The organism is Limnothrix sp. PR1529, assembly GCF_002742025.1.
In the GTDB taxonomy this organism is placed as follows: Bacteria; Cyanobacteriota; Cyanobacteriia; order CACIAM-69d; family CACIAM-69d; genus CACIAM-69d.
On sequence record NZ_LIRO01000102.1, the window covers coordinates 24,960 to 38,528 of the forward strand.

The following is a 13,569-nucleotide window of genomic DNA, read 5'->3' on the forward strand; positions in this document are numbered from 1 at the left end:
TCAGAGTATTGACGCTCCATACTCTGACTGTTAATCTGGTCATACTTCAACTATAAATCCTCATCACCATGGCGACACTCTCAATCCTCAAGCCGATTTTCAGATACCCAGGCGGAAAGTCCCGCGAGGCGGGGAATCTGGTCAAAATCCTGGGCATTCCCTCTGGCTATTTTGTTGACCTGTTTGGTGGTGGTGGCTCTCTATCCCTGGCTGCTTTTTCGGGTGGTGGAAGGGTCTGGATCAACGATCTCCACACGGGCCCGTTTTGGGTCTCTGCCGTATCTAATCACGTTCAACTGCTGTCCCTCTGTGAGTATTGGTTGCGCCAGCTCGATTCAGGTGTTCCGGTGGCGGCGATCTTATCCGCGCTGGAACGCCCAGAGTCAGACCCGGTTATTGAGGGGGCCCGCATTTGGGTTAGGAACCGTCTAACCGTTGGTGGTGTGATCGATGGGGCTGGCCCATCTGACGGATCCCGGTTTAACCAAAACGCAATCAATCGGCTGCGTTCTGCTTTGGGTGCGATCCACGTTGACCGGGCCCGGTTCAACGCTAGCCAGCAAGACTATGCGGATGTGTTGCCTCACCTGACGGCACGGGACGCGCTATTCCTCGACCCGCCGTACGAGAGCGCAGCCAAGTCCAAACTCTATGGATTCCGTGGTGAGCTGCATACGGCTTATCGCCATGAGCAGCTACGCACCCATCTTGATCGTGTGCCGTGCCGATGGCTGATGACCTGCGAAAACACCGATCAAACCCGAACGCTGTTTGCCGATTTTTATCAACGCCCTTGGGGCAAAACCTACGGGATGACAGGTGGCCTCAGCGGCTCACGATCCAAGGGATCCGAATTGTTGGTGGCCAATTTCGACTTGACGGGGGTGGCACTGTGATGACCGGATTGCTTTTTACCCCCCAAGTCGAGACCGCTGCAAATCAGTGGCGGCCGTTAAATGCCGCGTCTCTTCTGCCCACCGCCTTGCACCCCCGTGGGATTTCCTTGCGCGATTATCAGTCTGAACTGATTGCAGGCATCTACCGCTCCTGGGAGCAACACCGCCGCGTGATGGCCCAACTGCCCACGGCCGGTGGGAAAACGGTGGTCTTCGCTGCGATTGTGAATGAGTTTGTCAGCCGGGGTGAGGGCGTATTGGTCTTAGCCCACCGAACCGAGTTGATCCGTCAGGCTCACGGCAAAATCTTTGACGCTCTTGGCCGCCGTGTTGGGGTCGGGATGATTAAGAGTGGCATCCATCCAAGCCCGCTGGCTCCGGTGCAAGTGGCATCGGTTCAGACCTTGGCCAAGCGGACTAAGCCCGCGGCCGGGTTGGTGATTATTGATGAATCCCACCATGCTTCCGCCAAAACGTACCGGGATATTTTGAGCCATTACCCCAGCGCCTTTGTCTTGGGAGTCACGGCCACCCCATGCCGCACTGATGGCAGTGGGTTCGATGACCTTTTCGATGTGCTGGTTTGCGGCCCGTCCGTTGCGGAAATGCTGGCACGGGGCTATCTGTGTCCCGTTCGGGTACTGGCTCCTGATCCGTCCGCTCGGATTGACATGAAGGGAGCCAGGTCTCGCAAGGGTGGCGACTATCTGGAAGGCGAGCTAACCGAACGTGTTGATAAGGTTTTGGGTGAGGTAGTCCCGACCTGGCAAGAGTACGCCAATGGAAAGTCAACCCTCGTATTTGTGCCCTCAATTGAGTCAGGTGAAAGCGTCCTGAAGGAATACCGTAATGCGGGAATTGGGGCGGAGTTGCTAACAGGAAAGACGGGCGAAAAAGATCGGGAAAATATGATTTCTCGATTCACGAAACGCGCCTATCCCGTGTTAATTAATGTTGGAGTTCTCACGGAAGGAACCGATATTCCCATTGTGGAAGCAATCCAATGTCTACGCCCAACCGTGAGCCTTGCCCTGTGGTTGCAGATTATTGGACGGGCAATGCGGCTTCATCCCGACAAGGTTGATTCAATCTTGATTGACCATACCGAAAACTGGCTGAATCACGGACTCCCTGAACAGGAGCGAATCTGGACACTCAAGGGGATCGAAACTTTTGAGGAAAAAGAGAAGCGGGAACGCAAAGAACGTGAAGAAAAGGTGCGCGATGAATTTGTCCAGGCTGAATTAGATTTGGGGATTCTCAAGTTTGTCGATGTGTCCACGGATCGGGGTGCAAGAGTTGCATTATCCCTCGCATCATGGGCGGGAATTTGCAATAAGCGGGGCTATAAAAAAGGCTGGATCCTCCACCGCTTTGAAGAATTTTTCCCTGATGCATCCCTTGAAGAGTGTGGGTTATTGCGCCGGGTTCTCGGGTTTAAGCACGGCTGGGAGAAGCATTTTAAAGCCAAGCTTGAAGAGAAAGAGCTGCAATCAAAATTTTCGGTCGGCTCCCCTCAGTATCAAACTATTGATGTTTCGGCGGTGGCGTAAATGTGGAGCTTCCCTGATAAGCACATCAAGTCCTGTCGAAAGGACTGGCGTTGCGACGGTTGCGGAATCCGCCTACCTGTCGGTAGCGAGCTTTTCAAGATGAGTGGAATCGGAGACGGCGGCTTCTCTGAGGACGTTCTTTGTCCTGAATGCTATCGGTATTTCCGCGAAAACATCGAAGAGTTTTGGGATGAAGACGAGAGAGTTTATTCGTATTATCGTGGCGAAATTGGAGAGCGCCGAAAGGAGTCTGATGCAATCCCGTAGCCCTCCCGTCTATTCTTTTTCCGTTTTCATTCATTTCGCCCAACAATGCCATGCATCCCACCGTTCAAGATCGCGAAATTGCTGACCTCCAAAAGCGCATTGATGAGCTGACGTTTGCGCTCATCAAATCTGACTTGATTCGAGTCGGCTACGCACGATTGCTAGAGTGCGCCCGTAATGGATTGGCGATAGCATCTCGCCTAACCGACGATGATCGGGTACTCGAATCAGCCAAGATTCTCGAAGACTTTTTTAGGGGTGAATCATGAGGGTAAAAATCTACGGGCAATGCATTAATCTCTCGGAAGCGAGCGGGTCAATTCTGGTCACAAAAATTGGCTACGGAGTGTCTGGCAATCCGTCAGAAAATGCCGTGAATTTAGCGGGTGCAATCTGCCAAGATTTCGACAATTTTTTCGATTACTACGAACGCGAAACCGCCCACGCAATCTATGCTGAAGTCCTTTCCGTCGTCTACGGCCGCGAAATGGGTTGATAAATACGTCGCCGCCGACCTCCTAAACGCCCGTCCTGAAACCTTGGCACGATGGCGCAACCCAAATTCTCCAATTTACAAGGGCTGGATTGAAGGGGTTCATTGGCGAGCGGGAGTGAGTAGGACAGCGGCAGCTGAGTACAACTTGACCGCTCTCAATCACTGGAGAAATCACGACCCAAATGTTCATCAGGCTTGGGTGTTAGCCTATCAATCGAGCAAGTCGATTAACTCGGGATTGCCGACTAAATCGGCGTAATAGGTAAAGAGCGTTTTGACTGAATGCCCCATGGAATTGGCAATTTCCACGGGGCTTTTTCCGTGTTGAAGTAGATGGGAAATTAATGTTTTCCGAGTCACGTAAGGACGGCGGTAGGGAATGCCTAACGCCGTGAACGGTTTGCGCCAATACCAATTGAGTTGGCTGGCCGTCCAGACTCTCCCTTGCGGATCAGGAAAAACCGGGTCAATTTTGCCGCGAGCCTTCCGATATTCTGCCAACCATTTCTGAAGCGACGGCGGCAACGTGATTAATCGGGGCTTGCGATTTTTCACGGATTTTCGTGTGCGCTGTACGACCGCCTCTCCGATCCAAACCTGTCGGCAATCATCGGAAACATGCCGCCACAGCAGCCCAATCACTTCCCCTGTGCGGCAACCCGTCCCAATCTGAAACCGGAAAAATCCAGCAGCGGGGCTTTGATTTTCATCAAGCCAATTGGCGATTAAGCGAATCTCTTCTAGGCTGAAGGGTTTGGGCGGTTGCGGTGCAATCCCCCTCACGTCTTTGACCACCCAAGGGACGGATCCCACCAAACCCTGTTCAACTCCCCAGCGCCAAACAGTGGACAGCGATTCAATCCGGTGGCGTACCGTAATCAAAGCCAGCCGACCGCCCATTGACCGAATCAGCTTCGCACCGTCATCCCGAGTGAGTTGTCTGCTGTCTGTTTCAGCCAACCCCGCCCGATCCAAATCAGCCAGGATCGCCCGGTACTTTTTGAGGCTGCCTGGGTCAAGTCGATCCTTCTGTGATTTGCAATATCGCTCGATCAAGGCCCGGTCCGTCAACACACCACCCGAACGCTGCAATCCAATTCCGTATTTTGCCAATGTGGGGTCAAAATTTCCCGTCTTCAAATCCCCCTCGATTCTGGCTGCAATCGATCTGGCCACCGCCCAATCAACCGGGGTGTTCCCTAACCCCAACGCCGGACGGTGTTGCTTACCCTGGTGGCGAAACCTCAGATGCAACCGGCCGCGCTGATCCCAAACTGTCACACTGCCTTTCGTCGCCATGATGCTCAAAAGATGCTCAGTCAACATCAGGATATCCCCAAATATCCACAAGTTGCGACAGGAAAATGGAGGGGTTAAATTCCTGAAAGCCTTTGGAATCATTGGCTTTGGGTGGATGGAAAAGTTAAACCCCTGGCGTATTAAACACCCCATCCCAATATTCCGGGGGCGGGCAATCCAGATACTGGGTTGCCCGTTCTATATGGAGTTTCACGGAATGATCATGGGGCCGCAGTTGTTGGGCGGCGGCAAAATGCACCATGGCTTTGTGGAAATGGAAGCGGTTAAAGGCTTCTTTGCCCAGTTCGTACTGCTCCAGGAAGGTTTCATCTTCAAAGGAGAGGGGACGGGCGCGATCGCCAATCAGTTCAAAGATGCGAATTGGTTTGGTGCGGCCTTTCACCCGTACCCGATCGAGTTCGCGCACCCAGAGCCGATCGGCACAGCGCTCGTAGGTGGCTTCGCTGAGGATGATGTCACAGCCATATTCTTTGGTCAGCCCTTCCAGGCGGGAGCTGACGTTTACGGCATCCCCGATCGCGGTGTAGTCCATGCGCCGCCGGGAACCGATGTTGCCCACAATCACTTCGCCGGAACTGATGCCGATGCCAACCCGAAGGGGCGGTCGATCGGTAGCCACCAAGGCTCGGTTAAACACTTTCAGGCGATCGCGCATATCCAAAGCCGTCAGCACCGCTAGCCAGGCGTGATCCTCTTCGAGGGGCAACGGCGCACCAAAGACCGCCATCAGGGCATCGCCAATGAACTTATCGAGCGTTCCCTTGCGATCGAAAATGGCCTCCACCATGGTTTCAAAATATTGATTCAGCAGGGCCACCACCTCCGTGGCATCCAGAGCCTCAGCCAAGCTGGTGTAGCCCCGGATATCGCAAAACAGGATCGTCACATCCTTGCGCTCACCGGTCAGCATGTCTGCCCCCAGTTCCACGGCCCGTTCGGCCACTTCAGGGGTCATGTAGCGAGACATGGTGGCTTTGAGTCGTTGTTCGCGGCTGATGTCTTCTAACACCACCAAACCGCCCCGCACTTTGCCATCCAAATCCGTCAGGGGATTCACGGCTAGGTTGACGTTGCGATCGAACAGTTGCATATCATCGGGATTCAGATACTCCAGCGGGCGGGCCGGATCGTTCCACAGCCGCACTTGATTGTTGCCCTGGGGCACAACCCAGACGGTTCCCTCTTGGGGGCTGAAGTAGCGCCCGACCCGCAGGGCCTGCTCAGGAACCCGATGGCGTGCGCCAGTGCTGAGGCTGTCTTTCAAGCGTGTTTCCAAGGACTCGATCGGGATAATTTCCCACACGGGCCGTTTCAGGAGTTGCTGTTCCCAAATGGTCTGGATGCTGCGGCGGCCCGCCATCCCATCCCGCCGCACCGGACAGCCCAGCAGTTCCAAGGCGGCTTCGTTGATTGTCACCACTCGCCCTTGCAGGTCGGTGGAAATTACGCCATTGGACAGGCTGCGCAGGATGTCTTTTTGGTACTGCTGTTCCGTGAGTACGCTGTCAAAGAGACGGGCGTTTTCCAGGGCAATGCCGGCCTGGGTGTTGAAGGCCCGCATGAAGGCTTCATCGGAAGCGGTGAAGTTGCCCTGTTTGCGGTTGAGTAGTTGACTCACGCCAATCAGTTGCCCCGAGGGGTCAAAGATCGGCAAGCAGAGGGCATTGCGAGTGTTCAGGCCATGGGGGCGATCGAGCAGGGCATCAAAATCTTCGTGGGAAGGGGCATGGCTCAGGTTCAGGGGCTGTCCCTTACGCACCACATGGCCCACCAAACCCCGATCGCTCGACACCTCCAACGATCGCCCGTCTTCAAAGGTGGTGCGCAGCCGGCCCGTGTCCCGATCGAGCCGGTACAACGTGCCATATTCCGCCTGCATAAAGTCGCGGGCTTCCGCCATCACCGCCTGCAAAACCCGATCTAGTTCCAGGCCCGTTTGGGCAAACAGGGTGGTGACCTTCAGCAGCGCCGCCACCCCGCGTTGGTTGCGGGCCGCCTGATAAAAAGATTGGCAACTTTCCAGAATGATCCCGATCGATTCCGCAAATTCCCGAAAGCGGGCCTCGTCTTCGCGGTCAAAGGCTGGCGCAGTGGTTTTGTTCAGCAGTTGCACCACGGCCACCACGGCCCCATCGGTGCTGCGAATGGGCATACAAAGCAAGGCCTCCGTGGGGCGATCGCCCAGACCATCAAAGGCCAGCTCAAACCCCGCCGCCTGCTGCACATTGGCCATGTTCACCACTTCACCCGTGGCAGCCGATCGGCCCGTAATGCCCACGTTCAGCGGAATCCGAATTTCATCGGACTCAGGCACTTGATCGCCATTGGGCCGGGCCCAGAGTTCCGCGCGATCGGGATCCAGCAGAAAAATGGTAGTGCGTTCCGCCTGCAAAATCAGCCCAATTTTGAGGGTCAAGGCATCGAGAATTTGCTCCAAGATGCTTTCGAGCGCCGCATTATTGACCAAATCAAAGGCGCGCAAAAACTGCTGAAACTCCGCTGTGATGAAGTCCAGGAGGCAAACAAATTCCGCAACCGGAAGATCCTGAACCCGTTGGGTGAGCAAGCCCACCCGATCGGGTCGCGTTAACGATGCCAAAAAACTGCCAGTGCCAGCAAAAGTCATGACGATGGCGCAACCCAAAGGAGCAGAGGCGCAAACACAAAACGGAACCAATCAAATCAAGAATTCAGCCTAACCGCAAAGGGCCAGCTCCCCACCCAACGCCCCTTTGCAACCCACTTTATTGTTAGACCGAGGAGGAATAATTCGCCACCGATGGGTTGAAATTGCCCCACCGCCGGTTTTCCGTCAGTCAAAGCAATTCAGTCAAAGCAATTTAGTTAATTTAGCTAATTCGGTGAATTCAGCCAATCAAGCGCAAGGGATCCAACCCTAGCGCAACCGTAACGGAGCTTTGATCGTGCTTGGGGGCATCCACCCAACCGGTCTTTTCCCATGGGAGAGATTGATTGGTTATACAAACATTTGCGATCGTACCCCGGAGAGTTCTCTCTAGTCCCTGAGGTTTCACCCTCTAGGGGCTTGGCCAAGGGATGGTTTTCTGCTGGGCGATCGCATCTGTTAGGGCCTGGGCCCCGTAGCGATTGAGGTGGCTTGGATCCGAAAATCGATCATACTTATTCACCCAAAGCCGCGAAAGATTGAGGTACAACAACGGCTGTGAGTTCATGAATTGGTGAAACTTTTGTTCATAGGCCGATCGGGGTGGATCTAAATAATCATCCGTCAAGGGCACATTCACAAAAGCTACCTTTACTCCTCGCTGTTGGGCATATTGCAGAATTCCCGCTAGCGCATCAAACTGCTCGCCCCCCAAGGAAAAACTACGGTAATCGCTATCAAAATCCCCCGGAACCCGTGGGTAGGTTTGATAGTACGTAGCAGGATCAAACTTGACAGACAGGGGTAAGAAGCCGTGTAAATCCACTACCCCATCACGCCCTGCACCGGCCGTGGCTGCCACTTTCCCCAAGTGGGCCCGGGCCCCCTGCACCAAATCGGGCAGGGCAGGACTGAGACCCCGACGGAGGGTCTCGCGAGCACCCAATAACGCAAATAGATCCCACCCTTGCCACCGATCGCGCAGGGTGGCCTTGAGACTATCACGGCGGCTATGCACCTGGGATAGTCCCGTGGTGCGCTCCTGCAACCAAGCTTCCACATCTTCGGGGGTGGGGATGGTTTCGACGGTGGAGCCTAACCAAGATTGACGCAGCAGGGCCGGAGCTTCGCGGGTGCTGGTGAGGCTACCGGGGCGATCGGGCGGTTCCGGTGGTGGCGCTGTGGCCCCGCTCGGAGCACTGACCAGCGGGCTGACAGGGCGCGGAAATTTTCCCTGCTGAAGGGCCCGGTAAGCGGGTGAAGCGGCCATGGCTTGGTAGGTGGCATCGGCTCGCCCACTGTTAAAGGCGCGAGTGCCATCGGCCCAGAGAATGAGCTTGGGCAATTGCTCCGGCGGCAAAATTCCCTGCACGATCGCCTGCACCACCTTGGCCGTGGCCCCATTGATCCCAAAGTTGAAGATTTTGAGCTTGGGATGGCCATGGCGAGCCAACTGATCGCGCAGACGGGCGGGGTCGATGCCACGCAGGGCCCGGGAACTGCCCACCACCAAGACATCGGGCACGCCTTCCCGCAGCACAAACTGCTGATAGAGCAGAAGTTGCCGATCGAACTGGGGGCTATTGAAACTGGGAAACTGGGGCGGTTCCGGGAGCACCTCCGCCGCTTCGGCCGGGCCGCTGGAAAGATTCAGCAGAGCTGAGGCGGAACGACGGGCTTGGGCGGCCGAAGACAGGGCCCATTCGGGCCGGGCTGCGATCCAATCCAACCCCACAACGAGGCTGCACCCGATCGCCCCGGCGCTGAGGAGAGGGAGCCATGGGGCCGGTTCCGGGCGATCGGAATACCAAACCCGAGTGCGGGTGTTGGGATGGGCGGTGGCTGACTCGGCCGGTTCCGCGTCCGTGGTCCAAATGCCCGTGGCTGTGAGGGTCGATCGCGCTTCCAACCAAGCCCGTTCCCGAAACTGAGACCAAGACCAGCCCGATCGTCCCGCACCGGGCAACGACAGGGGCTGCAACGATCCTCGCTCAATGGGCTGATCCAGCTCTGGATCGAACGCTGGGGAATCCGCTGGGGAACGGGCCCGATCGGAGCCTTGGGGGGAATGGGATTCGGTGGCGGAGGCTTCGGCCGCCCGGGCCACGACTGCCTCCGCGCCCACAAAATCCGGAACCGCATCATGGGAGCTGAGACGGCCAGAGCGGGCGGTGAAATCTTCGGCAAATTGCCATTGGGGCTGTTTGCTGCCGGCGGCCCGGCCATAGATCCGCACCCCAGATAGGCCCGGCACTTGCAGATCATGGATCAGCTTGGCCACGGCGGTCGTTACGGCGGCCTGCTCGGGGCAACGGGGCCCATCCAACATCACATGCAGCAAATCGCCCCGCCGACAGAGCTGCACCCGCAACCCGCCGGAAGCCATCCATTGATCCAAATGCGGATTAATCAACCGCTCCAGCAAGAACACCTGGGCCGCATGATCATCACTTTGGGCCAGGGTGAGGGTGGACTCGGCCAAGTCCGATCGGCTGGCCGCTGGCAAGTCCATCCATTCCACCCACTGGGGCGTGGCCTCCGGGCGATCGGGACAGCCATAGAGCACCAAGGAATGGATGCCCTGCGGGGCGATCGCCCGCACCAGGGTGGAAACGGTGCTAATCACCTCCAGGGGCGTGGCCAGGGCCGATTCCTGAAGCTTCGCGAACACATGGAGCGTGGACTCTTCCAACACCGCCGAAACAGATTGGGCCAAACGACTGCCCAAGGTGCGATCGAGCAAGTGCGAGAGGGCCTGCACATCCCCCCAACGGGCCCAATCAAACAACATTTGGCGAGGAGCCGTCAGGTTCACCCGCAAAATCCAATTCGGTTCCGGTTCCGCAACGGCCTGGCCCAACACATAGCCATCCCGGAAGCCGTCTAGGTTCAGTTCCCGCAAGGCCAGGGCCATGGCCGGCCCCTGGGCAACCCAATCCACCGGTTCCGCCACTTGGCAAATGGCCCAAAGGCGATGGCCCGTAGCCCCGTTCGACTCTCCCTGAATCACCCGGGGGCTGGGGGTGATTTTGACCGTCACCTTGGCTTGAATGCCCGATCGCTTCAGGGTTTCACCCACCTGCTGGGCGGCCCGCTGGGCCAAACCGGCCCAAGCGGCCTGGATGGGCGGCGCGTCGGGTGTTGAGGTCGCTGGCAACGGCAGGGCCGCAAATTCCTCCGAAGCATCCGCCGCCTGCATCACATCGGCAACCGTCGGTATTGGGGTTGCGGTGGGAGCGGTGGCCATCATGGAAGGCTCCAGCACCACGTAGCGTGTCCAGGCCGGCTTGGTTTGGCCCAGTTGCCGACCATAGAGCAACACCAGCCGGGGCAAGGTTTCCCAAGACAACTGATGCAGGGGCGATCGGGTCAAACCTTGGCGAAACCGGGCTTCCAAAATTGCCGCATCGGGACAGGTCAACCCTTCGCAAAGCACGTGCAAATGGGTTCCCGCTAGGCGCACTTGCACTTGCAGGCCTGGCCAGTTCAAAACCCGCATCACCCAACTATCGAGGGCCTCCGGTGCAAGATTTAACGGTGGCGAGTCCACGGGTCCCATTACATCTCCCATACTTGTCGCAAAGGCTAGCATACGAGTGCCGTTTGCCCATAGCGAATCAGGAAGCCTTGAATTAACAGAATATCCCCGAAACGGGCATCAACGGCTACGCTGTCTAGACTTACGCTGTCTAGACTATTGAAAAGCGAAATGCAGGGTTTTGTTGTCCAAGGTCGATCGCCTGATTGATGACCGATGGCTCGCCTGAATCGTCTGAGCGATCGCCGATTGGCCAGCCACTTGAATAGCCCAAATAACGCCTAGCTGTTCTGAATCCTCGGGAATGATCGTGATCATCTTGCGAGGCTCGATCGAGATTGGGCCGGCGTTGAAGGCGATTGTGCTGAAACCATCAAACCAGAACCGTTCAACCTCCCTTTGTCCGTTCCGTCCAGACCCCAAAAAGCCGTCAGTTCGCAAAATAATGTGGTATCGATTGATTGTTGTTGTTAGACCGCGAGGGTGGCAGTTGTGCTGATCCCCCTAGACTATTACCGAATCTTGGGCTTGCCGATCCAGGCCACCACCCCGCAACTGCAACAGGCCTATCGCCAGCGGAGTGACCAACTGCCGCGCCCGGAATATTCCCAGGCCGCCATTACCCTGCGGCAGCAGTTGATCGATGAGGCCTATCGGCAACTGAGTCAGGCCGCCAGTCGGCAGGCCTATGATGAAACCTTTTTGGCCGGTGGGGGTGGTTCGGCTCCGCCGCTGCTGGATGCTCAAGGCCGTCGCCGGGCGAAGCCGCCGGCCGATCGCGCCGAAACCCCCATGCTGGATCTGGATGAGCGCCAGTTTGTGGGGGCACTGCTGCTGCTCCAGGAGTTGGGGGAATATGAACTGGTGCTGGAGCTGGGCTATCCCCACCTGAGCAATCCGGGCACGATCGAGGCGGGCCGCTTTGGCGAACCGCAATTGGCCTTAGCAGACATTCTGCTGACCGTGGTGCTGGCCTACCTAGAACTGGGCCGCGAACAGTGGCACCAAGGCCAGGCGGAACCGGCCGCCACCTCCCTCAAGATTGCCCAAGAGTTGCTGTTGCACCATGGGCTGTTTGCCAGCTTGCGGGGCGAAATTCAGGCGGATTTGTACAAACTGCGGCCCTATCGCATTTTGGAGCTGTTGGCCCATCCGGACGAGAACAGCGTGCAACATCGCCAGGGCTTGCAGTTGTTGCGCAGCATGTTGAAAGAACGCGAAGGCATTGATGGTCAAGGGGATGACCGATCGGGCTTGGGCGTTGAGGATTTTCTGCGTTTTGTGCAACAACTGCGGGTGTATTTGACCACGGAAGAACAGCTCGCCCTGTTTGAAGCGGAGGCCAAGCGCCCCTCAGCGGTGGCCACCTTCCTGACGGCCTATGCGGCGATCGCCCGGGGATTTGGGCAACGACAGCCGGCCTTTGTGCGGCAAGCGAGCTTGCTGTTGCGTCGGTTGGGCAATCGTCAGGACGTGTTCTTGGAGCAGGCGGTTTGTGCATTGCTGTTGGGACGGCCCGAAGAAGCCACGCGCTACTTGAGCCAAAGCCAAGAACAGGAAGCGATCGCCCTGATTCGTCAGCAGTCGGCCGGTGCGCCGGATTTGTTGCCGGGCCTCTGTGCCTACACGGAACATTGGTTACGCCATGAGGTGTTTCCCCATTTCCGGGATTTGGTGCAAGGGGGTGTTTCCCTCAAGGAATATTTCGCGGATGCTTCGGTGCAAAGCTATCTGGAAGCCTTGCCGGAAGGGGAACCACCGGAGAATGAATGGACAGTGGTTCCCGATCGCACTTCCGTGAAAGCGGCCACACCGATGACAGCAAACCGGGGATCGAACCGCACCTTGGCGGCCCTGGCCGAATTGGGCGATCGCCGGTCGATCGACATGCCCCAGTTTCCCTGGCAACGCCCTACCCCTGTGCCATCGGCCGCCAACCCGATCGAACCCACTGCCAGCACCATTCGACCGCTGCCCTTGCCGGAACAGTTGGGAACCCAAGCCACCCAACATGATCCAACGGCCCAGGACTCCGGCGCGGTTGCCCGGGCCTTTTCGGACTTTGCGGCTCCGGGTTCCGCGCCGCCGCCCAACAACGTGATTCCCCTCAGCCGGGCCACGGGAGCCAGCACAGGAACCAGCAACATGGGCAGCAGCGGGCGATCGACCGTGGGAGCCGCGCCTCCGCTACCCCCTGGTGGGGCCGATCGCCCCAGTCGCAGCCGTCAGCGTTCCGATCGCCCCGCCCGGACTCGGGGTGGAGGCGGCGATCGACTCCCGATCGCGATCGGGGTCGGGATTATGGTGATTGGTCTTGGTTCGTTCCTCATTTGGCGCGTGTTCCAAGCTTTGGGCGAAACCTTCCAAGGGGGGCCCAACCTGGAGGGAGAACAACCGATCGTCCAGCTTGATCGGCCCGTGATTGAAATTCCGCCGCCGCCCGCAGTTCCCAACCCGGAAACCGCCCTCACGGCCCCTGGCCTCAACCCGGAAACCGCCCAGCAACTGGTGCAAACCTGGCTGAGCGCCAAGACTGCCGCCATGGGCCGCGAGCACCAGGGAGAACGCCTCACGGAAATTTTGGCAGACCCAATGTTGCGCACCTGGCGGGCCCGATCGCGCGATGCCCTCAACCAAAAACTGCACTGGGAATACGAACATCAGGTGAAGCTGGAGGATGTGAAAGCCACGCCAGACCAGCCCGATCGCGGTCAAATTACCGCTGAGGTGCGGGAAGTGGCCAAACTGTTCAAAAATGGCAAGCCCGATCGCGCCGGTTCCTACAACGAAGTGCTGCGAGTGCGCTACGAAGCTCAACGCAAGGACGGGCGCTGGTATCTACGTGATGTTAAAGTGATCCGATGATTGGGTTA

7 protein-coding genes and 1 pseudogene are annotated in these 13,569 nt (G+C 57.5%); 4 read left to right on the forward strand and 4 right to left on the reverse strand.

Annotated elements, in window-relative coordinates:
- The first annotated feature begins 68 nt into the window (after positions 1–68).
- The 3 genes from AMR42_RS14585 to AMR42_RS14605 all read left to right on the forward strand — a co-directional run bounded on the left by AMR42_RS14585 (position 69) and on the right by AMR42_RS14605 (position 3,212).
- Entirely contained in the window at positions 69–896 is an 828-nt protein-coding gene (locus tag AMR42_RS14585; protein ID WP_099534419.1) for a DNA adenine methylase, read from the forward strand.
- Positions 896–2,449, forward strand: coding sequence for a DEAD/DEAH box helicase (locus AMR42_RS14590; RefSeq protein ID WP_158234493.1), 1,554 nt, complete (start codon positions 896–898; stop codon positions 2,447–2,449). Before AMR42_RS14585 ends, AMR42_RS14590 begins: the two co-directional genes overlap by 1 nt.
- A 532-nt stretch (positions 2,450–2,981) precedes the next feature.
- A complete protein-coding gene (locus tag AMR42_RS14605; protein ID WP_099534401.1) occupies positions 2,982–3,212 on the forward strand; it encodes a hypothetical protein in 231 nt (76 codons plus the stop codon).
- Between the two features lie 210 nt (positions 3,213–3,422).
- Here the strand turns inward: AMR42_RS14605 and AMR42_RS14610 are convergent, their stop codons facing one another.
- The 4 genes and pseudogenes from AMR42_RS14610 to AMR42_RS14620 all read right to left on the reverse strand — a co-directional run bounded on the left by AMR42_RS14610 (position 3,423) and on the right by AMR42_RS14620 (position 10,708).
- On the reverse strand, positions 3,423–4,286 hold the full coding sequence (locus AMR42_RS14610; RefSeq protein WP_234407016.1) for a tyrosine-type recombinase/integrase: 864 nt from the start codon (positions 4,284–4,286) through the stop codon (positions 3,423–3,425).
- A gap of 48 nt (positions 4,287–4,334) precedes the next feature.
- Positions 4,335–4,664, reverse strand: a pseudogene (locus AMR42_RS21635) (DUF3596 domain-containing protein); the annotation flags it as partial.
- Entirely contained in the window at positions 4,636–7,158 is a 2,523-nt protein-coding gene (locus tag AMR42_RS14615) for a GAF domain-containing protein (protein ID WP_099534403.1), read from the reverse strand. The gene AMR42_RS14615 and the pseudogene AMR42_RS21635, both read right to left, overlap by 29 nt.
- A 412-nt stretch (positions 7,159–7,570) precedes the next feature.
- Positions 7,571–10,708 carry a hypothetical protein gene (locus AMR42_RS14620; RefSeq protein ID WP_143473118.1) on the reverse strand — a complete coding sequence of 1,046 codons (3,138 nt, stop codon included), beginning with the start codon at positions 10,706–10,708 and terminating at the stop codon, positions 7,571–7,573.
- A 480-nt stretch (positions 10,709–11,188) separates the two neighbouring features.
- Here AMR42_RS14620 and AMR42_RS14630 point away from each other — a divergent pair, with 480 nt between their 5' ends.
- A complete protein-coding gene (locus tag AMR42_RS14630) occupies positions 11,189–13,561 on the forward strand; it encodes an IMS domain-containing protein (protein ID WP_099534406.1) in 2,373 nt (790 codons plus the stop codon).
- The last annotated feature ends 8 nt before the right edge of the window (positions 13,562–13,569 follow it).